Source organism: Streptomyces sp. NPDC006207, assembly GCF_040613835.1.
Taxonomy (GTDB): domain Bacteria; phylum Actinomycetota; class Actinomycetes; order Streptomycetales; family Streptomycetaceae; genus Actinacidiphila.
The window spans coordinates 71,380-94,138 of sequence record NZ_JBEXSX010000029.1 but is presented as its reverse complement, the minus strand read 5'-3'; the positions used below and the strand labels follow the sequence as shown (position 1 = coordinate 94,138).

Annotated in this window: 16 protein-coding genes and 1 pseudogene; 6 read left to right on the top strand and 11 right to left on the bottom strand. The window is 73.2% G+C overall.

Annotated features, from left to right (window positions below; translation table 11 throughout):
- Positions 1-78: 78 nt before the first annotated feature.
- From ABZ312_RS23510 to ABZ312_RS23495, 4 genes and pseudogenes are all read right to left on the bottom strand, one after another.
- Positions 79-1,080 carry an MASE1 domain-containing protein gene (locus ABZ312_RS23510; RefSeq protein WP_500321525.1) on the bottom strand — a complete coding sequence of 334 codons (1,002 nt, stop codon included), beginning with the start codon at positions 1,078-1,080 and terminating at the stop codon, positions 79-81.
- A pseudogene (locus ABZ312_RS23505) lies at positions 1,077-1,908 on the bottom strand (PP2C family protein-serine/threonine phosphatase). Before ABZ312_RS23505 ends, ABZ312_RS23510 begins: the two are co-directional and overlap by 4 nt.
- A gap of 74 nt (positions 1,909-1,982) precedes the next feature.
- On the bottom strand, positions 1,983-2,984 hold the full coding sequence (locus ABZ312_RS23500; protein WP_499514870.1) for a helix-turn-helix domain-containing protein: 1,002 nt from the start codon (positions 2,982-2,984) through the stop codon (positions 1,983-1,985).
- 177 nt (positions 2,985-3,161) lie between these two features.
- A complete protein-coding gene (locus tag ABZ312_RS23495; RefSeq protein ID WP_500359251.1) occupies positions 3,162-7,028 on the bottom strand; it encodes a S8 family peptidase in 3,867 nt (1,288 codons plus the stop codon).
- A gap of 291 nt (positions 7,029-7,319) precedes the next feature.
- Here ABZ312_RS23495 and ABZ312_RS23490 point away from each other — a divergent pair, with 291 nt between their 5' ends.
- Entirely contained in the window at positions 7,320-7,748 is a 429-nt protein-coding gene (locus ABZ312_RS23490; RefSeq protein WP_500359250.1) for an aldehyde dehydrogenase family protein, read from the top strand.
- A 132-nt stretch (positions 7,749-7,880) separates the two neighbouring features.
- Here the strand turns inward: ABZ312_RS23490 and ABZ312_RS23485 are convergent, their stop codons facing one another.
- Complete coding sequence (locus ABZ312_RS23485; protein ID WP_500321529.1) at positions 7,881-8,369, bottom strand: TIGR00725 family protein; 489 nt, start codon at positions 8,367-8,369, stop codon at positions 7,881-7,883.
- A 63-nt stretch (positions 8,370-8,432) separates the two neighbouring features.
- Here ABZ312_RS23485 and ABZ312_RS23480 point away from each other — a divergent pair, with 63 nt between their 5' ends.
- Positions 8,433-9,635, top strand: a complete 1,203-nt coding sequence (locus ABZ312_RS23480; protein WP_500359249.1) for a glycoside hydrolase family 3 N-terminal domain-containing protein — start codon at positions 8,433-8,435, stop codon at positions 9,633-9,635.
- Between the two features lie 72 nt (positions 9,636-9,707).
- Here the strand turns inward: ABZ312_RS23480 and ABZ312_RS23475 are convergent, their stop codons facing one another.
- Positions 9,708-10,013, bottom strand: a complete 306-nt coding sequence (locus tag ABZ312_RS23475) for a hypothetical protein (RefSeq protein ID WP_500438675.1) — start codon at positions 10,011-10,013, stop codon at positions 9,708-9,710.
- 153 nt (positions 10,014-10,166) lie between these two features.
- Here ABZ312_RS23475 and ABZ312_RS23470 point away from each other — a divergent pair, with 153 nt between their 5' ends.
- Complete coding sequence (locus ABZ312_RS23470) at positions 10,167-11,528, top strand: diacylglycerol/lipid kinase family protein (RefSeq protein ID WP_500321532.1); 1,362 nt, start codon at positions 10,167-10,169, stop codon at positions 11,526-11,528.
- Positions 11,529-11,694: 166 nt separating this feature from the next.
- On the opposite strand, the gene ABZ312_RS23465 is transcribed toward ABZ312_RS23470, so the two are convergent.
- The 5 genes from ABZ312_RS23465 to ABZ312_RS23445 form a co-directional block, all read right to left on the bottom strand.
- Complete coding sequence (locus tag ABZ312_RS23465) at positions 11,695-12,723, bottom strand: LacI family DNA-binding transcriptional regulator (protein ID WP_500321533.1); 1,029 nt, start codon at positions 12,721-12,723, stop codon at positions 11,695-11,697.
- Between the two features lie 10 nt (positions 12,724-12,733).
- On the bottom strand, positions 12,734-13,819 hold the full coding sequence (gene rhaS / locus ABZ312_RS23460) for a rhamnose ABC transporter substrate-binding protein (RefSeq protein ID WP_500321534.1): 1,086 nt from the start codon (positions 13,817-13,819) through the stop codon (positions 12,734-12,736).
- Between the two features lie 103 nt (positions 13,820-13,922).
- Positions 13,923-14,954: an ABC transporter permease gene (locus ABZ312_RS23455; RefSeq protein ID WP_500359244.1), complete on the bottom strand. Its 1,032-nt coding sequence runs from the start codon at positions 14,952-14,954 to the stop codon at positions 13,923-13,925.
- Positions 14,947-16,002 (bottom strand): ABC transporter permease, encoded by a 1,056-nt coding sequence (locus ABZ312_RS23450; RefSeq protein ID WP_500438674.1) that lies wholly within the window; start codon positions 16,000-16,002, stop codon positions 14,947-14,949. Before ABZ312_RS23450 ends, ABZ312_RS23455 begins: the two co-directional genes overlap by 8 nt.
- Complete coding sequence (locus ABZ312_RS23445; protein WP_500321537.1) at positions 15,999-17,519, bottom strand: sugar ABC transporter ATP-binding protein; 1,521 nt, start codon at positions 17,517-17,519, stop codon at positions 15,999-16,001. Before ABZ312_RS23445 ends, ABZ312_RS23450 begins: the two co-directional genes overlap by 4 nt.
- 311 nt (positions 17,520-17,830) lie before the next feature.
- Between ABZ312_RS23445 and rhaI the strand changes: the two genes are divergently transcribed.
- From rhaI to ABZ312_RS23430, 3 genes are all read left to right on the top strand, one after another.
- On the top strand, positions 17,831-18,997 hold the full coding sequence (gene rhaI / locus ABZ312_RS23440) for an L-rhamnose isomerase (RefSeq protein ID WP_500321538.1): 1,167 nt from the start codon (positions 17,831-17,833) through the stop codon (positions 18,995-18,997).
- Between the two features lie 66 nt (positions 18,998-19,063).
- Entirely contained in the window at positions 19,064-21,109 is a 2,046-nt protein-coding gene (locus ABZ312_RS23435) for a bifunctional aldolase/short-chain dehydrogenase (RefSeq protein ID WP_500438673.1), read from the top strand.
- 137 nt (positions 21,110-21,246) lie between these two features.
- The gene (locus ABZ312_RS23430; protein WP_500321540.1) at positions 21,247-22,734 is read left to right on the top strand and encodes a rhamnulokinase; all 1,488 of its coding nucleotides are present in this window, start codon (positions 21,247-21,249) and stop codon (positions 22,732-22,734) included.
- The last annotated feature ends 25 nt before the right edge of the window (positions 22,735-22,759 follow it).

Sequence of the window (22,759 nt, the reverse complement as noted above, 5' to 3'; positions counted from 1 at the left end):
CGTCCGCTGTGGCGGCCCTCGTGGGGCCCCCTCTCAAAGTAGCGCCACCCCGGCGGGAGGACGCGCGGAACGGCTCTGCTACTCGTGGCCGCGCTCGCCGGGCGGCACGGCCGCCCAGTGCTCGATCTTCTCGTCGGGCGCGAGGCGGGACAGGGCCTCGCCGAGCCTGCGGCAGACCTGCTCGATCTCGCGGCGGGTGTGCTCCCGTTCGGTGACGGTCGCCGACAGCAGCAGGGCGGTCAGCGCGGCGGACCCGTTGAAGGCCTGGAGGGTCACCATCTTGGCGAACAGGTCGAGTCCGGCGAACGGGCCGGACCCGTCCGCCGCGGCCTCGATCGCGATGAGCGAGGTGATCAGGACGCAGGGCGCGGCGCCGGCCAGCTGGAAGCGGAACGCGGCCCAGATCAGCAGCGGGGAGACGAGGAAGAGCAGTCCCGGCGTGCTGTGCGTGGCGACGAACGTGACGAGCGCGGTGCCCGCCACGAGCGCCGCCGCCTCCGCCCAGCGGTACGGCGGGACCCCGCGCGGCGCCTGGACGGTGCGCAGGACGAGCAGCAGCGGCGCGATCACCAGCACGCCCATCGCGTCGCCGGTCCACCAGACCGACCAGGTGGACCAGAAGGCGCCCACCGGCACGGCACCGGAGGCCACCAGCACGCCGCTGCCGATCGTCGCGCTGATCAGCATCCCCCCGAGCGCGCCGAGGAACACCAGGGCGAGCGCGTCCTGCAGCCGGTCGAGTTCGACGCGGAACCCGACCCTGCGCAGCAGCAGGCAGGCGCACACCGGAGCGAGGGTGTTGCCCGCCACGATCCCCAGCACGGGCAGGAACGACGGCCCGATCGCGATGTTCACGGCGAACGCGCCGATCGCGACGCCCGGCCACAGCCGGATCCCGCCGAGCAGCAGTCCGACCAGGGCGATCCCGGTCGGTGGCCACATCGGGGTGACCTGACCGCGCACCAGTTGCTGCTCCAGGCCGATGCGGGCCCCGCCGTAGTAGGCGGCGGCCATCACCAGGATCCACAGGGCCGTGGCCCGGTGCCGCCGGAGCCCCTCGCCGTGGCCGTCAGCGGTCATCGCGGTGCCGTCCCGCAGGGACCGCCGTGGCCGAGGACGAGTACGGCGGCGTCGTCGCTGTGCCCGGTGAGGTCGGCCACGGCGATCACCCGGGCGGCCAGTTCGTCGGGGTCGGCGGTGCAGCCGGCGGCGGCCAGGTCCGCCACACGGGCCAGCCCCTCGTCGAGGGGATGGCCGGGTCCCTCCACCACGCCGTCGGTGACCAGCACGAAGGCACCGGTGCCGGCCAGGACGCGGCGTGTCGACGGGTACTTCTCGCCGTCGAGGATGCCCAGCGGCCTCGTCGAGCACGACCTCGCAGTGGCCGTCGTCGGTGGCCCACACCGCCGGGACGTGCCCGGCGCGGGCGTCGACCAGTTCGCAGGTCGCGGGGTCGAAGCGGAGGAAGGTGCACGTCACGAAGAGCCCGGAGCCCATGGAGATCAGCAGGTCGTTGGTGCGGGCGAGCACCTCCGCCGGCTCCGTGGTCGCGACGGCGACGGCGCGCAGGCAGGTGCGCACCTGGCCCATGTAGGCGGCGGCCTCGACGTCGTGGCCCTGCACGTCGCCGATCGCGCAGCCGACGCTGCCGTCCGGCATGGGGAACACGTCGTACCAGTCGCCGCCGATGTCGAGCCCGTCACGCGCGGGGGCGTACCGGCCCGCCACGCGCAGCCCCGGGACGGCCGGGAGCGCGGCGCGGAGGGTGTGCCGCTGGAGAGCGGCCGCCAGCTCCACCCGAGCCTGCTGCATCTTGATCCGCTCCAGGATGCGGCCGGTGAGCTGTCCGAGTGTGTTCAACAGCTCCTCGGCGCTGCTGCTGGAGGGAGCGGTGTGACGTCGGGACATGGCACCAACGCTCCGGGGCCTTGGGCACTCGCGCCACTTCTCACCCTACGCCCGCGGCCCCTCCGCACCCCTGGTCAGAGCCAGCCGCGGCGGGCCGCCTGCCATGCGAGCTGCATGCGGGTCGCGGCGCCTGCCAGCGTCATCATGTGCTGGATGTGGCGCTGGACGGTGCGCCGGCTCAGGCCCATCTGGCTGGCGATGGCCTTGTCCGCCACGCCCGCGACGAGCAGCGACAGCAGCCGGCGGTCGGTCTCGCTCAGCGGGTCGGAGCCGTCCGCGTCGTCGGCGCCGCTCATCGCGCCGGACGCGCTGACGTGCAGCGGTACCGCGTCCTCCCAGTAGCGTTCGAACAGCGCGGTCAGCGCCTCCAGGAGGCTGCTGTCGCGCAGCAGCGCCGCGGTCGGCTCGTTCGGGCTGCCGTGCGGGCCGCCGGGGACCAGGGGGCAGATGGCGATGGTGCGGTCGGCGACCGCGAGCCGCAGCGGCAGATGGGGCACGGAGCGGGCTATCTCCCCGGCCTGGACGCCCTCAACAACGTTGTCAATGGCCCCGTCGTCGTCGAAGAACGCCCGCTCGTACAGGACGCGGTACCGCACGCCGCGGGCGAGGGCGTCGTACTCGGCGCGGTTGCTCCCCGAGGGCATGGCAACGTACTGCGCCTTGCAGAACCAGAGCATCTCGTGGCGCGCGTTCTCCTGCATCTGCCGCAGGTGCTGGCGCAGCGCCTGGCTGCCGGTGATGACCTCGATGAGCTGGCCGGCGTCCTGGCGGCGCGCCGTACTGCGGTAGCTGTCCAGCAGGTCGGTGACCGCGGTGCGGGCCTTGTCGAGGGCGTCGGCCTGGCGTTGCAGACGCGGCAGCAGGGCCACGTCGGGCGGGGTGGCGGCGTAGTGCCGGGGGCGGTTGTCGGTGGGGCTGGCGAGCCCCTTGGTGGCGAGGGAGGCGAGGACGCCCTCCGTCTGCCCGGGCGGGAGGCCCGTCTGTACCGCGACGTCGTCCGCCGAGGCGGTCGCGGTGGTGACCAGAAGCCGGTAGACGGTCTCCTCGACCGCGGTGAGGCCAGCCGCCTCGAGCATGCCGCGTTCCTCCGGGTCCGAACGGGTCCGCACGGCATGCGCACAGGGCGGGCACAAGCCGTACATTTCGTTAAAGGCCGGACTATACCCGGGAAATGTTTCGTGCCAATGGCGCGGCGGGTGCCGGGGCCCACACTCCCCTGCACCCGCCGCTGTGTCAACGGTGACGCCCCACCGTCACCGTCCTCCGGAGGCCCGTGCGCCGCTGTGCAGGTACGCGCGGTCCACCGTCTGCCGGACGCTGTTGCCGGCCGCGTCGGTCGCGGTCACGCGCAGCGTCACGTAGGCGTCGCCGCGCACCCGCGACGGACGCTCCACGGTGGCGGTGAAGCCGCCACCCTTGCGGGCCGTGCCCGCCCGGGTCCAGGTCCGCCCGTCGTCGTAGGACGTCTCGACCCGCAGGGTCACCCCGCGCGGCGCGGCCATGCCGTCCTGCATCCGCACGTTCAGGCCCAGCTGGTACCGGCGGGCGGGGCCCACCGCGTTGCGGGCGTCGACCGGCACCGCGTAGTCGACCTGCAGCAGGGGCAGCAGCGTCGTGTCGGCGGCGGAACCGGAGCGGAAGGACCACGAGGTGCGGGTGCCGGCGCCGAAGCGCCAGTCGTCCGATACCCGGGTGGTCGCCAGGTCCAGCCGGTACTTCGCGTCGCCCGCCGGCACCTCGAAGTCGCCCCACGCGCCCTGGTCGGACGCGGCGATCTGCTTCCCGTCGCGGTAGAGCACCGCGGTGGCGGTGTCGTCCACCGGCGCTCCGTCGCCGACGCGGGCCGCGCCGGTTCCGATGCCGCCACCGAGGCCGTTGAGCTCGTAGAACGAATAGTGGCCGGTGCCGGAGTCGTTGAACTCCGGAACGAAGACGGACAGGGTGTTGCCGTTGCGCACCGACGGCCAGGCCGCGCCGCGCGGAATCGACGGACGGACCACGGCCCCGAACCAGCGCTCCGTGGCCTTCTGACCGGACCGGTAGGTGCGCGGCACGTCCCGCATGCCTGCCCCGAGCGGGGTGTCCATGCCGAAGACGACGTTGTGGTGCACGGTGTGGCGCCACAGGGTGTCCCCGCCGGTCACGTACTCCACGCGCTCCCGGCCCGTCGGCACCTCACGGCTGTACTGGTTCCAGGCGGTGTCCTGGTACGGACGCCACCCGAAGCGCTGCTCGCTCGCCCACTGCGAGGCGCCGGTACGGGTGTAGGTGCTGCGGACCACGGCGCTCTCGCGCTCGGAGACGGTGTGCACCAGGTTCTTCGGAACGAAGCCCTTGGACACCTGCATCACGTCGTACAGGTACGGGCTGCGCACCGTGCCGGAGAACTCCACCGTGGTGGTGCGCTTCTTGATGCGCTTGAGGAGCGCGGTGCCCTCCGCCGTGCCGGCGCGCATGGTCGGCAGGGCCATGCGGTCACCGGTCGGGCTCCACCGGGTCCAGGGGTAGAAGCCCTCCTCCACGACCAGCATCAGCGCCTTGGCCCCGGCCTCCTTGGCCGCCTTGGCGAGCTGCCGGTCGTCGGAGAAGTCCCAGCGGACCACGGCCAGCTTGCCGCGCACGCCGGCCTTCTTCAGCTCGGCCGCGGTGCCGGTGCCGGCGTCGACGGCGGTCAGCTTGGCACCCTTGTCGTCGAAGGCCGGGGACGCGGGCACGTAGTACGGGGTGAAGGCCGGCGACGTGCCGGAGACCTTCGCCCGCAGTTGCGGGGCGACCAGCTGCCAGCGCGAGGCGAACTCGAAGTCGCCGTCGGTGACGCGCGCGGTGGGGCTGACGTAGATCCGCTTGGCGATGTCGAAGAACATCACGCCCTGGATCAGGCCGTTGCCGTCGATCTTCCGGTACGTCTGGTAGCTGAGGATGCCGCGCTGCTCGGCGGGCCGGGGCGTGCGGATCTTCACCTCGGTGACCTTGGAGGCGTCGAGCGTCACCGTGGTGTCCTTGGTGACCTTCACCTCCGGGTTGACCACCTCGCGGAGCTCCTGGCCGTCGGCGGCCCTGTCCAGCGTCCCGAAGCTGAGCTGGTAGGTGCCCTCCTCGACCTCGGCGACGGCGGGCTCGACGCCGCTGTACTGCACGAACCCGTCGGCGCCCCAGATCGTCGGCGCCGCGCCCTCGATGACCTTGCCGTCGCGGTCGCGGGCGACCACGGTCAACTTGTGCTTGGGGGCGTGCACGTTGAGGCTGACGGTGGTGTGGGCGACAACCGTGCCGTCGGCCGCCGCGGCGGTGACGTAGCCGTAGTACTTCCCGCGCGCGGCGTGGGCCGCGTCGGTGCTCAGCGGGACGTCGGCGGTGGCACCGGGCGCGAGGCTCACGGTGCCGGAGCCGAGGGTGACGACCCCGTCGGGCAGCGCGCGCCCGGTTCCGGTGGACAGCTTGACGGCCAGCTTCAGATCGACCGTCTTGTCACCGGTGTTGGTGTAGCGCACGGTGGCCGCCTGCTGCCGTCCCGCCGTCCCGCCGTTCTGGACCGGGGGCAGCGCGACCGTGCCGGTCGCGGTGATCGGGCCGATGGCGGTGGCCAGGTCGATCCGGCCGCCGCCCTGCTCGGTCACCTTGGTGCCGGGCACCGTGCGCGAAGTGCTGATCAGCGCGTCCTTGATCTGCTGCGCGCCCCAGCCCGGGTGCTGCTGCGCCAGCAGCGCCGCGGCGCCCGCGACGTGCGGAGTCGCCATCGACGTGCCCGAGGCGGCGACGTAGTTCGCGTCGACCGGGTCGCCCATGGTGGTGCCCGCGGCACGGGCGGCCACGATGCCCACGCCCGGGGCGGTCACGTCGGGCTTGACGGCGCCGTCGCCGAAGCGCGGGCCGCGGCTGGAGAAGGAGGCGAGGGAGTCGTCCCGGTCGACGGCGCCCACGGTCAGCGCGGCGTCGGCAGCGCCCGGCGAGCCGACGGTGGACGGCCCCGGGCCGGCGTTGCCCGCGGCGATGACGAACAGCGTGTCCGTCGACGCGGTCAGGGTGTTGACGGCCTGGCTCATCGGGTCGGTGCCATCGGTCTGGATGTCCGCACCGAGGCTCATGTTGACGACCTTGGCGTGCTCGCCCGCCGCCCACTCCATACCGTCGATGACCTGCGACTCCGAGCCCGAGCCGTCGTCGCCGAGCACCTTGCCGACCAGCAGGTCGGCCTTGGGCGCCACGCCCCGCCGGGTCCCCGCCGACGCCGCACCGGTGCCGCCGACGGTCGAGGCGACGTGCGTGCCGTGCCCGAAGTGGTCATCGGTGTTCGCGCTGTCGGAGAAGTTCCTGGCCTCCGCGATCCGCCCCGCGAGATCGGGGTGGTTCGCGTCGACACCGGTGTCCAGCACCGCGACCTTCACACCCTGGCCCTCGTACCCGGCCTTCCACGCGGCGGGCGCGTTGATCTGCGCGGTGCTGCGGTCCAGGACCGCCTTCACCTTGCCGTCCAGCGAGACCCGCGGGGTCACCGCGGCCCGGGCGGCGTCCGAGGTCCCGCCGCCGGGGTTCAGCGTCTTCCAGAACGCGCCGAGTTCGTCGCCGGCGACCCGGAGGGAGCGGGCGTCGATGCTCTCCAGGGTGCGCGCGGACGTCTTGTCCGCGCGGAGCGCCACCAGCCGGTCGGCGGTCGCCCCGGCGGTCTTCGCCGCCTGCGACGTCACGCGGGCCCCGTCCCGTGACGGCTCGGGCCGCGAGGAGACGATCAGCGGCAGCGTGGAGGTGTGCGCCTCGTCGTATCCGGCGGCGATCAGTGCCGTCACGTTGAACAGCCGGCGGTCAAGGGTGCCCGCGGACACCAGTGCCTCGGCGTCGAACGGCATGACGGTCAGCGATTTGTCGTCGGCTTCCAGCGTGCGGAAGGGGATGTGTTCGCGGCCAGGTCCGGGCTGGACCGAGGCGGTCCTCCGCCCACCGGGCAGCGACGTCACCGTCACCCGGTCACCGCTCACCAGCCGGACGGTGGTGGAGGACGTCCCGTCACGGTCGGCGGATCGCGCCGGGCCGTCCGGGGTGGTCCCTGCGGAGGCGGTCGTCGAGCCTCCGAGCGTCACCACCAGCACTGTCGATATCGCCGCCGTGAGGCGGAACCATGCCATCAGCCAAACACCTTTCGTACAGCTCCGGGTCACGCGCTGTCCGACAGAATCTGCCGATGCCGGGGAGGTGTCACCGGGTATCAGCTGTCACAGCTGGGACATGTCCCAACGGCGACACGGCGCGGTTCGGGCAACCTGCGACGACCCCCGCCAGGGCACGGCGAACCATCCGGTGATGGTACGAACCACCCCCAAAGGGCGGGCCCTGCCGGTCCAGCGGCGTCTGATGGCGGAGCCGCGCGCGGGCGCGGACCGGACGGCCGTGGGCGATCCCGCGACCCGAGGTCCCTCGTGCGGCTGCCGACGCCAGGCGCCCGGCAGGGCGCGGCTCGCCGCCCGGGCCCGTCTGCCCGGGGAGGTGGCCCAGGCCGCCGCGCCGCGGGCCAGGAGCGCGGCCCCGACCCCGGCGACACGCGCCCCCTACGGCCCGCCGAGGCCCTCGCGAACGGATGCGGACGGCCTTCGCCACTCCCCCGCCCGCGCCCGGCTCGTGACGGGCGGCCCCGGGACCCCCGGGGGCCCGGAGGGCGGGTACCACGTGCGTCCCGCCGTCTTCGCCGACGTCGACGACGCGTTGCGGACCGACGTGCGGAGACCTTCGGTCCGGTGCCGGTCGTCATCCCCTGCGACGACGAGGACGAGGCCGTCCGCATCGCCAACGACTCCCCCGTACCGGCTGGGCGGCGAGGTGCGGACGGCGAACCGGGAGCACGGCCTTGAGGTCGCGCGGCAGTTCCGCACGGGCACCTTCCACGTCGACGGCGCCGCGGCCGTGAGCTCGGCGCGGCAGGGCCGGCCCACTGCACCGACCTGAAGACCATCGCGCTCCGACCCGCGGTGCCTCCCCGTCGCTCAGCCCCCGGAGGAGGTCTCCGCCAGCGCGGCCTCCACCGCATCGACGGCCTCCTCCGGGGAGGCCGCCCGCAGGAACGTCTCCCCGGCCGGGGGCCCCTGCACGTCCCAGCCGTCGACCACGACGACGGGCTTGCCGGTCCGCAGGGCGAGCGCCACCTCGCTCAGGGTGCCCCAGCTGCCGCCGACCGCCACCACGGCGTCGGCGGCGGCGACGACCAGGCCGTTGCGGAGCTCGCCGAGGCCGGTGGCGATCGCCACGGAGAGGGACGGGTCACCCGCCCGGCGGTCCCGGCCCGGGAGGAGTCCGACGGTGGTCCCGCCGTACGCGCGGGCTCCCTCGGACGCGGCGCCCATCACCCCGCCGAGGCCGCCGCAGACGACGACGGCGCCGCGCCGGGCAAGGAGTTCGCCGACCCTGCGGGCGACCTCGCGCTCCGGCTCCCCGGCCTCCGCGGGCCCCACCACGGCGACGTAACGGCTCGTCATGACCCCTCCCCCGGCGTCCCGCTCCGATTGACACAACGGACAATCAGGATATTCGCTGCATGTGTGACCTCGTACGCCCTCACGCCCCGACGCGTGTCCCTCGCCCTGCTGGCCACCACGCTGGCCCTGACCGCCTGCGAGGGGGCGCCGTCCGCCCCGGAGTCCATGGTCGCCACGGGGCGCGCGGCCGCCACCGCCACCCCGAAGGGGTCCTGCGTCGACCGGGTCCTGGCCGCGATGAACGACACCCAGCGTGTCGGTCAGCTCTTCATGGGGGCGGCCCAGTTGCCCTCGCCGCCGAAGGCGGACCAGGACGCGATGCGGTCGTACGCCGTCGGGTCGGTGTTCCTCGCGGGGCGCAGCACGGCCGGCGTGACGAAGACCCGGACCCTGGTGGACGGGCTGCAGAAGTCGCTCGGGCAGACGGTGGCCGGGCAGCGGGTCGGCCTGCTGGTCTCCACGGACCAGGAGGGCGGTCAGGTGCAGGTCCTCAAGGGCACCGGCTTCTCCACCATCCCCAGCGGGAAGACGCAGGGCACCTGGTCCACCGCCACGCTGCGCTCGCGCGCGGAGGGCTGGGCGAAGGAGCTGAAGAAGGCGGGCGTCAACGTCAACCTGGCCCCCGTCGCCGACATCGTCCCCACCTCGATCGGCACCGCGAACGCCCCCATCGGCCGCTACGGCCGCCAGTTCGGCGCGACGTCCGGCGTGGTGTCCCCGCACGTCACGGCGTACGTCCAGGGCTCGAAGACGGCCGGGGTGCTGACCACGCCCAAGCACTTCCCGGGCCTCGGCAGCGTCAAGGGCAACACGGACACGACCGCCTCGGTGACGGACACGACGCTGACCCGCACCGGCAGCAACATCGCCCCCTTCCGCGCGGGCATCTCCGCGGGCGCGGGGCTGGTGATGGTGTCGCTGGCGACGTACAAGCGCATCGACCCCAAGCACAAGGCCGTCTTCTCCTCGCTGATCGTCGATCAGACCCTCCGCCGCGACCTGGGCTTCAAGGGCGTCATCATCTCCGACGACCTCGGCAAGGCCGCCTCCGCCCAGTCCGTCGCCCTCGGCCAGCGCGCCCTGTCCTTCCTCCGCGCCGGCGGCGACCTCACCCTCACCGTCTCCCCCAAGGGCATCCCCACGATGGCCGAGGGCATCCGCTACGCCATGCGCCACGAACCGAAGGTGCGGACGCTGGTCGCGAACAGCGTGCGGCGGGTGCTCACGGCCAAGCAGGCGGCGGGGGTGCTGCGCTGCACGAGCTGATACCGCGGCGCCGGCCCCGGGCCGCAGGTCAGCCGGCCTCGATCCGCGCCGCCAGCGCGGAGAGCATCGAGGTCAGCTCCCGAGCGGACACCACGGTGTTCTCGAACTGGCCGTACTTGTCGCAGAGTTCGACGCGCCGTCGTCGCGTCCGCGCACGAACGCCGTCGTGGTGTTCACCGACGAGCCGGGAGAGTCCCCGGACACCACCCGCTCCACCGCCTCCAGGAACAGCCGGACGCTGTGGGCCCGCTTGCCGAACGAGATCGCCAGCGTCTCCACCGACCACAGCAGGTTCTCGTCCGCCGGCGGTGTACGCGTGGGCTTGCAGAAGCCGTCGCTACGGGGGAAGTCCCAAGCGGCGGCGTCACCTTCGGTCACGGGCTCGGACTCCTTCGGGAGGGGGACGGTGACGGTACGTGAGGTCCGCCGCCGGATGCCTGGGGACCGTAGCACCCCGGGACGGGGCCGGATCGACACCCGGGGGAACGGCCGGGATGGCGGGGCGGGGCCGTCCGGTGGCACTGTCGGAGCATGGAGCACCTCTCGCGCAGGCACGTCGCGCAACGCTGGCTCGCCCGCTTGGCCCTGGCCGCGGCGGGGGCGGCCGTGGCGCTGCCGCTGGTGGTCGCGGGGCTGCGCAGCATCGCGTTGGTGGGCGCCGCGCTGGGCGGCACCGCGGTGACGGCGGCAGGGGCGTGGTGGGTGCTGACCCGCCGCGGTGTGGTGCGGGCGCTGGCCGTACTGCTGACCGTGGTGACCCCGCTGGCCGTCCTCGCCTTCTACGACCGGGCCAATCTGCTCTGGGTCGTGGTCACCTCGCTGGCGCTGTGGGCGCTGGCCGTCGGCGCCGGGCGCAACGCGGTGCGCGCCACCCGGGCCCATGAGGCACGGCTGCGGGAACGGATCGCGGCCCGGCCGCGGCGACCGTTCCTGATCATGAACCCGCGCTCCGGCGGCGGCAAGGTCGGCGCCTTCGGGCTGAAGGAGAAGGCGGAGGCGCTCGGCGCCCGGGTCGTGCTGCTCGACCCCGACCACCCGCAGGACGTCGCCGAGCTGGCCCGGCAGGCGGCCGACGAGGGCGCCGACCTGCTCGGGGTGGCCGGCGGGGACGGCACGCAGGCGCTGGTGGCCGGGGTGGCCGTCGAACGGGGACTGCCGTTCCTGGTGATCTGCGCGGGCACCCGCAACCACTTCGCCATGGACCTGGGTCTGGACCGCGCCGACCCCGCGGCCTGCCTGGACGCGCTCAGGGACGGCGTGGAGCTGCGGGTCGACCTCGGCTACGTGGGCGACCGGCCCTTCGTCAACAACGTGTCGTTCGGCGCCTACGCGGCCGTCGTGCAGAGTCCCGCGTACCGGGACGACAAGGTCGGCACCATCCTGGAACTCCTGCCCGACCTGCTCACCCACCGCGCCGGGCCCCGGCTGACGGCCACGGCCGGGGACACCGTCGTCGACGAGCCGCAGGCCGTGCTGGTGAGCAACAACCCGTACCGGACCGACGACCCGGCCGGGCTCGGCCGCCGGGACCGTCTCGACACCGGTCTGCTGGGGTTGCTCGGCGTCAAGGTCGACAACGCGGCCCAGGCCGCGGGGCTGCTGATGGGCCCGCGGGTCGCCTCCGGGCTCACCGTGGCGACGGCGCGGGAGGTGGTGACCACGGCCGACGCCGACGAGATCGACGCGGGCGTGGACGGCGAGGCGCTCGTGCTGCCCACGCCCGTGCGCTGCCGCATCCGCCCCGGCGCGCTGCGGGTCCGGGTGCCCCGCGGCCGCCCGGGGGTGCCGGCCACGGGCGTGCGCACGGACTGGCGCCGGCTGCGCAAGCTCGCGCTGACCATGGGCCGCACCGCGGCCGGACGCCCGGACCGGCCGGGTTGGCCCAGCGCCTGATCGGGCCGGTGGCCCCTGGCGACGCGGAGACCCGCACCGGCACCGGTGCTCCCGGGCCAGCGACCGATCCCGTCCCCGTACGCACGTGCGCGCGGATCAGCGGCCGGGCGGCCGAAACCAGCGCCGCACCGCAACCCGGCCCGGACCGGCCCCCGGACGGGCCGGCTCAGCGCCTGATCAGGCTGGAGTCCCGGACCACCAGCTCCGGCTGGAGCACGACCCGGCGATGCTGGTGCTCCCGGGCCTGCGGCCCGGTCTCCTCCAGCAGCATCCCGGCGGCCAGCGCGCCCATGTTCGTGGCGGGCTGCCGCACGGAGGTGAGCGGCACGGCCGCCGCGGCCGCGAACTCGATGTCGTCGTAGCCGACGATGGCCATCTCGCCGGGGACGTCCACCCCCGCCGCGTACAGCGCCTGCAGCACCCCGAGGGCGAGCAGGTCGTTGGCGCAGAACACGGCGGTCGGCCGCTCCGGGAGGCCGAGCAGGCGGTGACCGGCGTCCCGTCCGGCGGCGACGTCCAGCCGTTCGGTGGGCAGTTCGCGCAGGGTCTCCGGCGGCAGCCCGGCCTCCGCCAGGGCGGCGAGCGCGCCCTCGCGCCGGTCGCGGACCTGGTGAAGGTGCCCGGGGCCGGAGACGTACGCGATCCTCCGGTGCCCGGCCGCCGCCAGGTGGCCGACGGCCATCCGGCCGCCGGCCACGTCGTCCACCGACACCGAGCACTCGGCGGTGCCCGCCGCCACCCGGTCGACGAGGACGAAGGGGATGCGGTGCCGCCGGAACGCGGCGAGGTTGCCGCCGTCGGCGTCGGCCGGCGTCACCAGCACCCCGCGTACCCGCTGCTCCGCGAAGAGCGACAGGTACGCGGCCTCCTCCTGCGGGTTCTCCGCGCTGTTGCAGACCATCACGCCGAGCCCCGCCGCCCGGGCCGCCCGTTCCGCGCCGCGTGCCACGTCGACGAAGAACGGGTTGCCCATGTCGAGCACGAGCAGGGCCATGATCCTGCTGCGGCCCGCCCGCAACTGCCGGGCGGACTCGCTGCGTACGTACCCCAGCCGGGCGATGGCGCGCTGCACACGGACCCGGGTGGCCTCGGGGACCGCGTCCGGCCGGTTGATCACGTTGGAGACCGTGCCCACGGACACCCCCGCCTCACGGGCGACGTCCTTGATCCCCACCGTGCGGCCCTTCTCCGCCACGCCCCGGCTCTCAGAACTTGAACTGGTCGACGTTGTCCTTGGTGAACACGGTCGGCTTGCCGAGCACCACCACGCCGTCCTTGCCGATGGTGTAGCTGCCCAGGTCACCGGCCTTGAAGGTCTGGCCCTCCGCACCGGAGATCTGGCCCGAGGACAGGGCGACCGCGGCGTACGAGGCGAGCGAGCCGAGCTTGGCCGGGTCCCACAGCTCGAAGGCCTCGACGGTGCCGTTCTTGACGTAGGCGCGCATGTCGTTGGGCGTGCCGAGGCCGGTCAGCTTGACCTTGCCCTTGTACTTGGAGCCCGCCAGGTACTGGGCGGCCGCCTTGATGCCCACCGTGGTCGGGGAGATGATGCCCTTCAGGTTGGGGTACTGCTGGAGCAGGCCCTGGGTCTGCTGGAAGGACTGCTGGGCGTCGTCGTTGCCGTAGGCGACCTTGACCAGCTTGACGTCCTTGTACTTGGGGTCCTTGAGCTCGTCCTTCATGAAGTCGATCCAGGTGTTCTGGTTCGTGGCGGTCTGCGCCGCCGAGAGGATCGCGATCTCGCCCTTGTAGCCGATCTGCTCGGCCAGCAGCTGCACCTCGGTGCGGCCCAGGTCCTCGGAGCTGGCCTGCGACACGAACAGGTCGCGGCACTCCGGCTTGGTGTCCGAGTCGTAGGTGACGACCTTGATGCCGTTCTTGCGGGCCTGGTTCAGCGAGGTGCACAGCGCGCCCGGGTCCTGCGCGGAGACGGCGATCGCGTCGACCTGCTGCTGCGTCAGGGTGTTGACGTAGCTGACCTGGCCGGCGGTGTCGGTGCCGTTGCTGGTGCCGACCTCCTTGTAGGTCGAGCCCAGCGCGTCCAGGGCCTGCTTGCCGCCGCCGTCGGCGATGGTGAAGTACGGGTTGTTGACCTGCTTGGGCAGGAAGGCGACGGTCAGGCCCTTCTTGGTCGCCGCGTTGGGGTCGGCCGACGCGGTCGCCTTGGCTCCGCCGCCGCTGTCCTTGGAGGAGTTCTTGGTGGTGCCGCCGCAGGCCGTGGCGCCGAGCGCGACGGCCGCGGTCACGGCGACGACGACGGTGGCGCGACGGGTGAGGGTTCTGCTGGACATGGTGATCCTTTCGCCTCCGGAGCGGGTGCCGGAGTGAGGACGGGACGGGGTGCGGGTGGTGGTGCTGGTGGTGCCGTGTGACGGGTGCGGGGGGAGGGGGGGTTCACGAGGCGGCGAGCGCGGCCGGGGCCTCGTCGCCCGACCTCCTGCGCGCCCTGGCCTGCGAGACCTGACGGCCGATCCTCGGGGCGAGGACGGAGATCACCAAGAGCACGCCGGTGACGACGATCTGGGACTGGGCCGAGACGTTGAGCAGGCTCATGACGTTCTGGCCGGCGCCGAGCAGGAACACCCCGGCGATCGCGCCGCCCAGGGTGCCCTTCCCGCCGTCGAAGTCGATGCCGCCGAGCAGGACCCCGGCGATGACGGACAGCTCCAGACCGGTGGCGTTGTCGTAGCGCGCGCTGGCGTAGTGCAGGGCCCAGAAGATCCCGGTGAGGGAGGAGACCAGACCGGTCGTCACGAACATCGCCAGCTTCAGCCGCCGCACGCGCACACCCGCGAACCGAGCCGCCTCCTCCGAGGCGCCGACGGCGAACAGGGAACGTCCGAAGGGGGTCGCGTGGAGCACGAGGACGGCGACCAGCAGCAGGACGGCGAAGGGGATCGCCGCGTACGGGATGAAGGTGCCGTCGATCCGGCCGGCGCCGAAGTCGAGGTACTGCTGCGGGAAGTCGGTGACGGAGTCGGCGCCGAGCACGATCTGCGCGATGCCGCGGTAGGCGGCCAGCGTGCCGATGGTGACGGCGAGCGAGGGCAGGCCGAGCCGGGTCACGAGCAGGCCGTTGACCAGGCCGCACAGGGCGCCGAGGAGCAGGCAGAGCGGGATGATCGTCTCGATCGCCATGCCGCCGTTCCACAGCGCGCCCATCACGGCCCCGGACAGGCCGGCGGTGGAGCCGACGGACAGGTCGATCTCGCCGGAGACCACGAGCATGGTCATCGGCAGCGCGATGAGCGCGATCGGCAGGGTGTTGCCGATCAGGAAGGACACGTTCAGGGCGTTGCCGAAGTTGTCCACGAAGGAGAAGGAGCAGATCAGCAGGACGACGAGCAGGGCGCCGACCGCGGTGTCCCAGCGCACCGCGCCGCCGAGGCGGGCGAGCGGGGCGGGGGCCTTGGTGGTCTCAGGCATGGTGGGCACTCCTCATCTGTGCGGCCCGCTTGCGGAGGACGCCGGCCACCCGCAGCGCCACGATCCGGTCGACGGCGATGGCGAGCAGGAGCAGGACGCCGTCGATGGCTAGCACCCACACCGAGCTGACGCCGATGGAGGGCAGGACGCTGTTGATCGAGGTCAGCAGCAGGGCGCCGAGCGCGGCGCCGTACACGGTGCCGGAGCCGCCGGTGAAGGCGACGCCGCCGACCACCACGGCGCTGACGACGGTCAGTTCGTAGCCGTTGCCGGTGCCGGAGTCGACGTTGCCGAACCGGGCGAGGTAGAGCGCGCCGGCGAGTCCGGCGAGCGCCCCGCACACCACGTACGCGGTCAGGATCCGCTTGCGGACCGGCACGCCGGCCAGCCGGGCGGCCTCCGGGCTGGAGCCCAGCGCGTACAGGTCGCGGCCGCCGCGGTAGCTGCGCAGGTAGTAGCCGACCGCGACCAGCACCGCGAGCGTCAGGAGCGCGAGGTAGGGGACCACCGACAGGCCGTCGTGACCGAAGTCGACGAAGCTCGCCGGCAGGTCGCCCGCGGTGATCTGACGGGATCCGACCCAGATGGAGTCGATGCCGCGGATGATGTAGAGCGTGCCCAGGGTCACCACCAGGGCGGGGACCTGACCCAGACTCACCAGCAGGCCGTTGAGCAGGCCGAAGAGCACGCCGAGCGCGACCGCGATGAGCACGGCGACCAGCGGGTTGCCGCCGCCGTGCAGGTAGGTGCCGGCCGCGAAGGCCGAGATGCCGAGCACCGAGCCGACCGACAGGTCGACGTTGCGGGTGATGACGACCATGGCCTGGCCGATGGCGACCAGCACGAGGATGGTGGCGTTCAGCAGGAGGTCCTTGACGCCCTGCTGGGACAGGAACTCGCTGTTGTAGACCTGGGTCCCGGCCAGCATGACCACGAGCACGGCGAGCACGGCGAGCGCCCGCAGTTTCAGCACCCGGTCCAGGAAGCGGCGGGACGCGGTCGGTTCGTCCGCGGCGATCTGCTGCGGGGTGTCGGCGGTCACGGTCACGCCGCCCTCCTCACGCGGCCGGTGGCCGCCGCCATCACGGATTCCTCGGTCGCCTCCGACCGGGGGATCTCGGCCGTCAGTCGTCCCTCGTGCATCACCAGGACGCGGTCCGCCATGCCGAGGATCTCCGGCAGGTCGGAGGAGATCATCAGTACGGCCACGCCCTCGGACGCGAGCCGCGACAGCAGCCGGTGCACCTCGGCCTTGGTGCCGACGTCGATGCCGCGCGTGGGCTCGTCGACGATCAGCACCCCTGGCGCGGTGGCGAGCCACTTGGCGAGGACGACCTTCTGCTGGTTGCCGCCCGAGAGCGTGCCGACGACGTCGGCCAGCCGGGCGTACTTGACCTGGAGCCGGACGGCCCAGTCCAGCGCGCGGCTGCGCTCGGCGCTGCGGCTCATCAGACCGCCCCTGGTGGTGGCGGCGAAGCCGGTGAGGCCGATGTTGCGCTCGATGGACATGTCCATCACCAGGCCCTGGGCCCGGCGGTCCTCGGGGACCAGAGCGATCCCCGCGGCCATGGCCAGGCTCGGCGCGCCGCCGCGCAGCGGCTTGCCGTCGACGACGACCTCCCCGGCGTCCCTGCGGTCCACGCCGAAGATCGCCCGGGCGACCTCGCTGCGCCCGGCGCCGACGAGGCCCGCCAGGCCCACGATCTCGCCGCGGCGCACCTCGAAGGAGACGTCGGTGAAGACACCTTCGCGGGTGAGCCGGCGCACGCTGAGGGCGACCTCGCCGATCTCGGCGTCCTGCTTGGGGTAGAGCTCGTCCAGGTCGCGGCCGACCATGCGGCGCACCAGGTCGTCCTCGGTGAGCCCGTCGAGGGGCTCGCTGGCGATCCACGCGCCGTCCCGCAGAGTGGTGACCCGCTGGCAGAGGGCGAAGATCTCCTCGAGGCGGTGGGAGATGAAGAGCACCGCGGCGCCCTGCTCGCGCAGGGACTTGACGACGCCGAAGAGGCGGGCGACCTCACTGCCGGTGAGCGCGGCGGTCGGCTCGTCCATGATCAGGACGCGGGCGTCGAAGGAGAGCGCTTTGGCGATCTCCACCAACTGCTGGTCGGCGATGGACAGTCCGCGCGCCGGCTGTTCCGGGTCGAGGTCCACGCCGAGGCGGCGGAAGAGATCGGCCGCGGCCTCGCGCACGGCCTTGTGGTCGACCCTGCCCAGCGAACGGCGGGGCTGGCGGCCGACGAAGATGTTCTCGGCCACCGACAGGTCGGGGAAGAGCGTCGGCTCCTGGTAGATGACGGCGACCCCCGCGTCACGGGCGTCCCCCGGGCCGTGGAACTCCACGGGCCGGCCGTCGAGCAGCACCGTGCCGGTGTCCGGGCGGTGCACACCCGCGAGGGTCTTGATCAGTGTCGACTTGCCGGCGCCGTTCTCGCCCGCCAGGGCATGGGCCTCGCCGGCGTGCAGCCGGAGCGACACACCGCGCAGAGCGCGAACGGCACCGAAGGACTTGCTCACCCCCTCGAGCGCGAGCACCGGAGTGGTCTCCGGTTCGGGGTGCGTCATTGCGCCCTCCTGCTATGAAATGTTTCAACGGAGTTGCCGGGAAGCTAGCCCCGCCCCGCGAAGGCGTCAAGAGCCGCCGCCTCCCCCGCCTGACCTGCACCCTCGTGAAACCCGCAGGTAACAGGCCTGACAATGCCGCACGAACAGCAACAACGCGCTTTTGCAGCACGGATGACACGATTCAATAACGGGGATCGAGACCGGTGGACCTCTTGACGGCCACCGGTGGACGTGGATAGCTTCACAGGCGAATGAATCGATTCACTGAAGCCGGTTCACTGAGCCGATTCACCGAGCCATCCGAGGTGGACATGCCTGACATCGCAGCCGTCAAGGCCGCACTCACAGCCCAGCGGATCGAGACGCCGTCCTGGGGTTACGGCAATTCCGGCACCCGTTTCAAGGTCTTCGCCCAGGCCGGGGTGCCCCGTGACCCGTACGAGAAGCTCGACGACGCTGCGAAGGTGCACGAGTTCACCGGCGTCGCCCCCAAGGTGGCCCTGCACATCCCCTGGGACCGGGTGGACGACTACACCGCGCTCGGCGCCCACGCCAAGGAGCGCGGGCTGGAGTTGGGCGCGATCAACTCCAACGTCTTCCAGGACGACGACTATAAGCTCGGCAGCGTGTGCCACCCCGACCCCCGGGTCCGCCGCAAGGCCACGGACCACCTGCTGGAGTGCGTCGACATCATGGACGCCACCGGCTCCGCCGATCTCAAGCTCTGGTTCTCCGACGGCACCAACTACCCCGGCCAGGACGACATCGTGGGCCGCCAGGAGCGTCTCGCCGAGGCCCTCACCGAGGTCTACGAGCGGCTCGGCGACGACCAGCGGATGCTGCTGGAGTACAAGCTCTTCGAGCCGGCGTTCTACACCACCGACGTCCCGGACTGGGGCACCGCCTACGCGCACTGCCTCAAGCTCGGCCCCAAGGCGCAGGTCGTCGTCGACACCGGCCACCACGCGCCGGGCACCAACATCGAGTTCATCGTCGCCTTCCTGCTCAGCCAGGGGAAGCTCGGCGGATTCGACTTCAACTCCCGCTTCTACGCCGACGACGACCTGATGGTCGGCGCCGCCGACCCCTTCCAGCTCTTCCGGATCCTGCACGAGGTCGCCAAGAACGGCGGCCTCGATGCGGCGACCGGCGTGGCCTTCATGCTCGACCAGTGCCACAACATCGAGGCCAAGATCCCCGCGGTCATCCGCTCGGTGATGAACGTCCAGGAGGCCACCGCCAAGGCCCTCCTGGTGGACCTCGACGCCCTGGGCGAGGCACAGCGCTCCGGTGACGTGCTCGCCGCCAACGCCGTGCTCATGGACGCGTACAACACCGACGTGCGCCCTCTGCTGCGCGAGGTGCGCGAGGAGCGCGGCCTGGCCCCCGACCCCGTCGCCGCGTACCACGCCTCCGGCTGGCAGGAGCACATCGTGGCCGACCGCGTCGGCGGCACCCAGGCCGGCTGGGGCGCGTAGGCCCTGCCCGCCTGACGCCCGTCCTCCCCGCCCCTCCTCGTTCCTCCCCTCCCGAAGGACACCCCCATGTCACCCGCCACCCATCCGGAAGTCGCCGCGCTGCTGGAGCGCGCCCACCGCCTGGGCGCCGACCCGCGCAACACCAACTACGCCGGCGGCAACGCCTCCGCCAAGGCCACCGCCACCGACCCCGTCACCGGCGGAGCCGTGGACCTGATGTGGGTCAAGGGCTCGGGCGGCGACCTGGGCACGCTCACCGAGGCCGGCCTCGCCGTCCTGCGCCTGGACCGGCTGCGCGCCCTGACCGCCGTCTACCCCGGCCCCGAGCGCGAGGACGAGATGGTCGCGGCGTTCGACTACTGCCTGCACGGCAAGGGCGGCGCCGCTCCCTCCATCGACACGGCCATGCACGGCCTCGTCGACGCCGCGCACGTCGACCACCTGCACCCCGACTCGGGCATCGCGCTGGCCTGCGCCGCCGACGGCGAGAAGCTCACCCAGGAGTGCTTCGGCGACAAGGTCGCCTGGGTGCCGTGGCGCCGCCCCGGCTTCCAGCTGGGCCTGGACATCGCCGCCATCAAGGAGGCCAACCCGCAGGCCGTCGGTGTGATCCTCGGCGGTCACGGCATCACCGCCTGGGGCGAGACCTCCGAGGAGTGCGAGCGCAACGCCCTGTGGATCATCCGCACCGCCGAGGAGTTCCTGGAACGCCACGGCAAGCAGGACCCGTTCGGCGCCCCGCTGCCGGGCTGGGAGCCGCTGCCGGAGGCCGGGCGCCGGGCCCGGGCCGCCGCGCTCGCCCCGGTCCTGCGGGCGATCGCCTCCCAGGACCGCCCGCAGGTCGGCCACTTCACCGACTCCGCGCCCGTCCTGGACTTCCTCGCGCACGCGGAGCACCCCCGGCTGGCCGCGCTCGGCACCTCCTGCCCCGACCACTTCCTGCGCACCAAGGTCCGCCCGCTCGTCCTCGACCTGCCCCCCACGGCGCCGCTCGAGGACGCCGTGGCCCGCCTGGAGGAGCTGCACGCCGCCTACCGCGCCGCCTACCAGGCGTACTACGACCGGCACGCCACCGCGGACTCCCCCGCCATCCGCGGCGCCGACCCGGCGATCGTCCTCGTGCCGGGCGTCGGCATGTTCAGCTACGGCAAGGACAAGCAGACCGCCCGCGTCGCGGGCGAGTTCTACGTCAACGCGATCAACGTGATGCGCGGCGCCGAGGCGGTCTCCACCTACGCCCCCATCGACGAGGCGGAGAAGTTCCGCATCGAGTACTGGGCGCTGGAGGAGGCCAAGCTCCAGCGGATGCCGAAGCCCAAGCCGCTGGCCACCCGCATCGCCCTGGTCACCGGGGCCGGTTCGGGCATCGGCAGGGCCATCGCGCACCGCCTGGCGGCGGAGGGCGCCTGCGTGGTCGTCGCCGACGTCAACACCGACGGCGCGCGGGCCGTCGCGGAGGAACTCGGCGGTCCCGACCGGGCGGTCGCGATCACCGTGGACGTGACCAGTGAGGACGCCATCCGGGCCGGCTTCGACGAGGCCCTGCTGGCCTTCGGCGGGGTGGACCTGGTGGTCAACAACGCGGGCATCTCCGTGTCCAAGCCGCTGCTGGAGACCACCGCCCGCGACTGGGACCTCCAGCACGACATCATGGCGCGCGGCTCCTTCCTCGTCTCCCGCGAGGCGGCCCGGGTGCTCATCGCGCAGAAGCTCGGCGGCGACATCGTCTACATCGCCTCCAAGAACGCGGTCTTCGCCGGGCCCAACAACATCGCCTACTCCGCCACCAAGGCGGACCAGGCGCACCAGGTCCGGCTGCTGGCGGCCGAGCTCGGCGAGCACGGCATCCGCGTCAACGGCGTCAACCCCGACGGGGTCGTCCGCGGCTCGGGCATCTTCTCCTCCGGCTGGGGCGCCCAGCGCGCCGCGACGTACGGGGTGCCGGAGGAGAAGCTGGGCGAGTTCTACGCCCAGCGCACCATCCTCAAGCGCGAGGTGCTCCCCGAGCACGTCGCCAACGCGGTCTTCGCCCTGACCGGCGGGGAACTGACGCACACCACGGGTCTGCACGTCCCGGTCGACGCCGGCGTGGCCGCGGCGTTCCTGCGCTGACGCCGACCGCACCGCGCGGGGGAGCCGGCCGACCGGCTCCCCCGCACCCGTACGACCCACCGACCCCCGCGGCGCGCCGCGCCGCGCCGACCGCACCCGTCGCTCCGACCCGAACGACCAGAACACGAGGGGCCCACGTGCCATTCGCCGCCATCGACCTCGGCGCCACCAGCGGCCGCGTCATCCTCGGCCGGGTGGGCCCGGACCACCTCGTCCTCGACGAGGTGCACCGCTTCGCCAACACCCCCGTACGGCTGCCCACCGGACTCCACTGGGACGTCCTCGCCCTGTTCCGGGAGAGCCTGGACGGCCTGCGCCTGGCGGCCCGGGCCGGGGACGGCGTCACGTCGGTCGGCATCGACAGCTGGGCGGTGGACTACGGACTGCTCGACGCGGACGGCGCCCTGCTGGGGATCCCTCACCACTACCGCGACAGCCGCACGGAGCACGTCGCCGAGCGGGTCAGGGACGACATCGGCGCGCAGGAGCTGTACGCGGTCACCGGGCTGCAGCACCTGCCCTTCAACACGGTCTTCCAGCTGGCGGCGGCCCGTGACGGCGCCCAGTTCGCGGCCGCCAGGACGCTGCTGATGATCCCCGACCTGCTCACCCACTGGCTCACCGGCGGCATCGGCGCCGAGGAGACCAACGCCTCCACCACCGGCCTCTTCGACGCGCGCACCGCGACCTGGGCGGAGGAACTCCCCGGCCGGCTGGGCATCGGGCCGCGCCTGTTGCCGCCGCTGCGCCGCCCGGGCACCCACGCCGGCACGCTCCTGCCCCACGTGGCCGCGTACACGGGGCTGCCGGCGGACACCGCCGTCGTCACCGTGGCCTCGCACGACACCGCCTCCGCGGTGGCCGCGGTCCCGGCCACCGGGCCGCACTTCGCGTACATCTCGTGCGGCACCTGGTCGCTGGCGGGCCTGGAGCTGGACGCCCCGGTGCTCACGGAGGCCTCGCGCCTCGCCAACTTCACCAACGAGCGCGGCGTCGACGGCACCATCCGCTACCTGCGCAACATCATGGGCATGTGGCTGCTGGAGGAGTGCCGCCGCACCTGGGAGCAGCAGCAGGAGGGCCTGCCCCTGCAGGAACTGCTCGCCGCGGCGGCCGCCGCGGAGCCCTTCGCCGCCCTCATCGACCCGGACGACCCGCTCTTCCTGACGCCCGGTGACATGCCCGCCCGGATCCGCGCCTTCTGCGCCGGGACCGGCCAGAAGCCCCCGGCGTCGCACGGCGCGGTCGTCCGCTGCATCCTGGAGAGCCTCGCCCTCGCCCACCGCCGCACCCTGCGCGAGGCGGCCGAACTCGCCGGCCGGGAGATCCACCGCGTCCACCTGGTCGGCGGCGGCTCCCGCAACGAACTGCTGTGCCGCTTCACCGCCGACGCCACCGGGCTCCCGGTCGTCGCCGGCCCCACCGAGGCCACGGCCCTGGGCAACATCCTCGTCCAGGCCCGCGCCGCCGGCGCGTTCGGCGACGGTCCCGACGGCCTGGCGGCGATGCGGGCGCTGGTCGCGGCCACCCAGCCGCTGCGGACGTACGAGCCGGCCGCGGACGGCCGGGCCTGGGACGCGGCGGCCGCGCGACTGGCCGGGCTCCCCGCGGCGCGGCGACCGTAGGCGCCGGCACCTGACCCGCATCCGG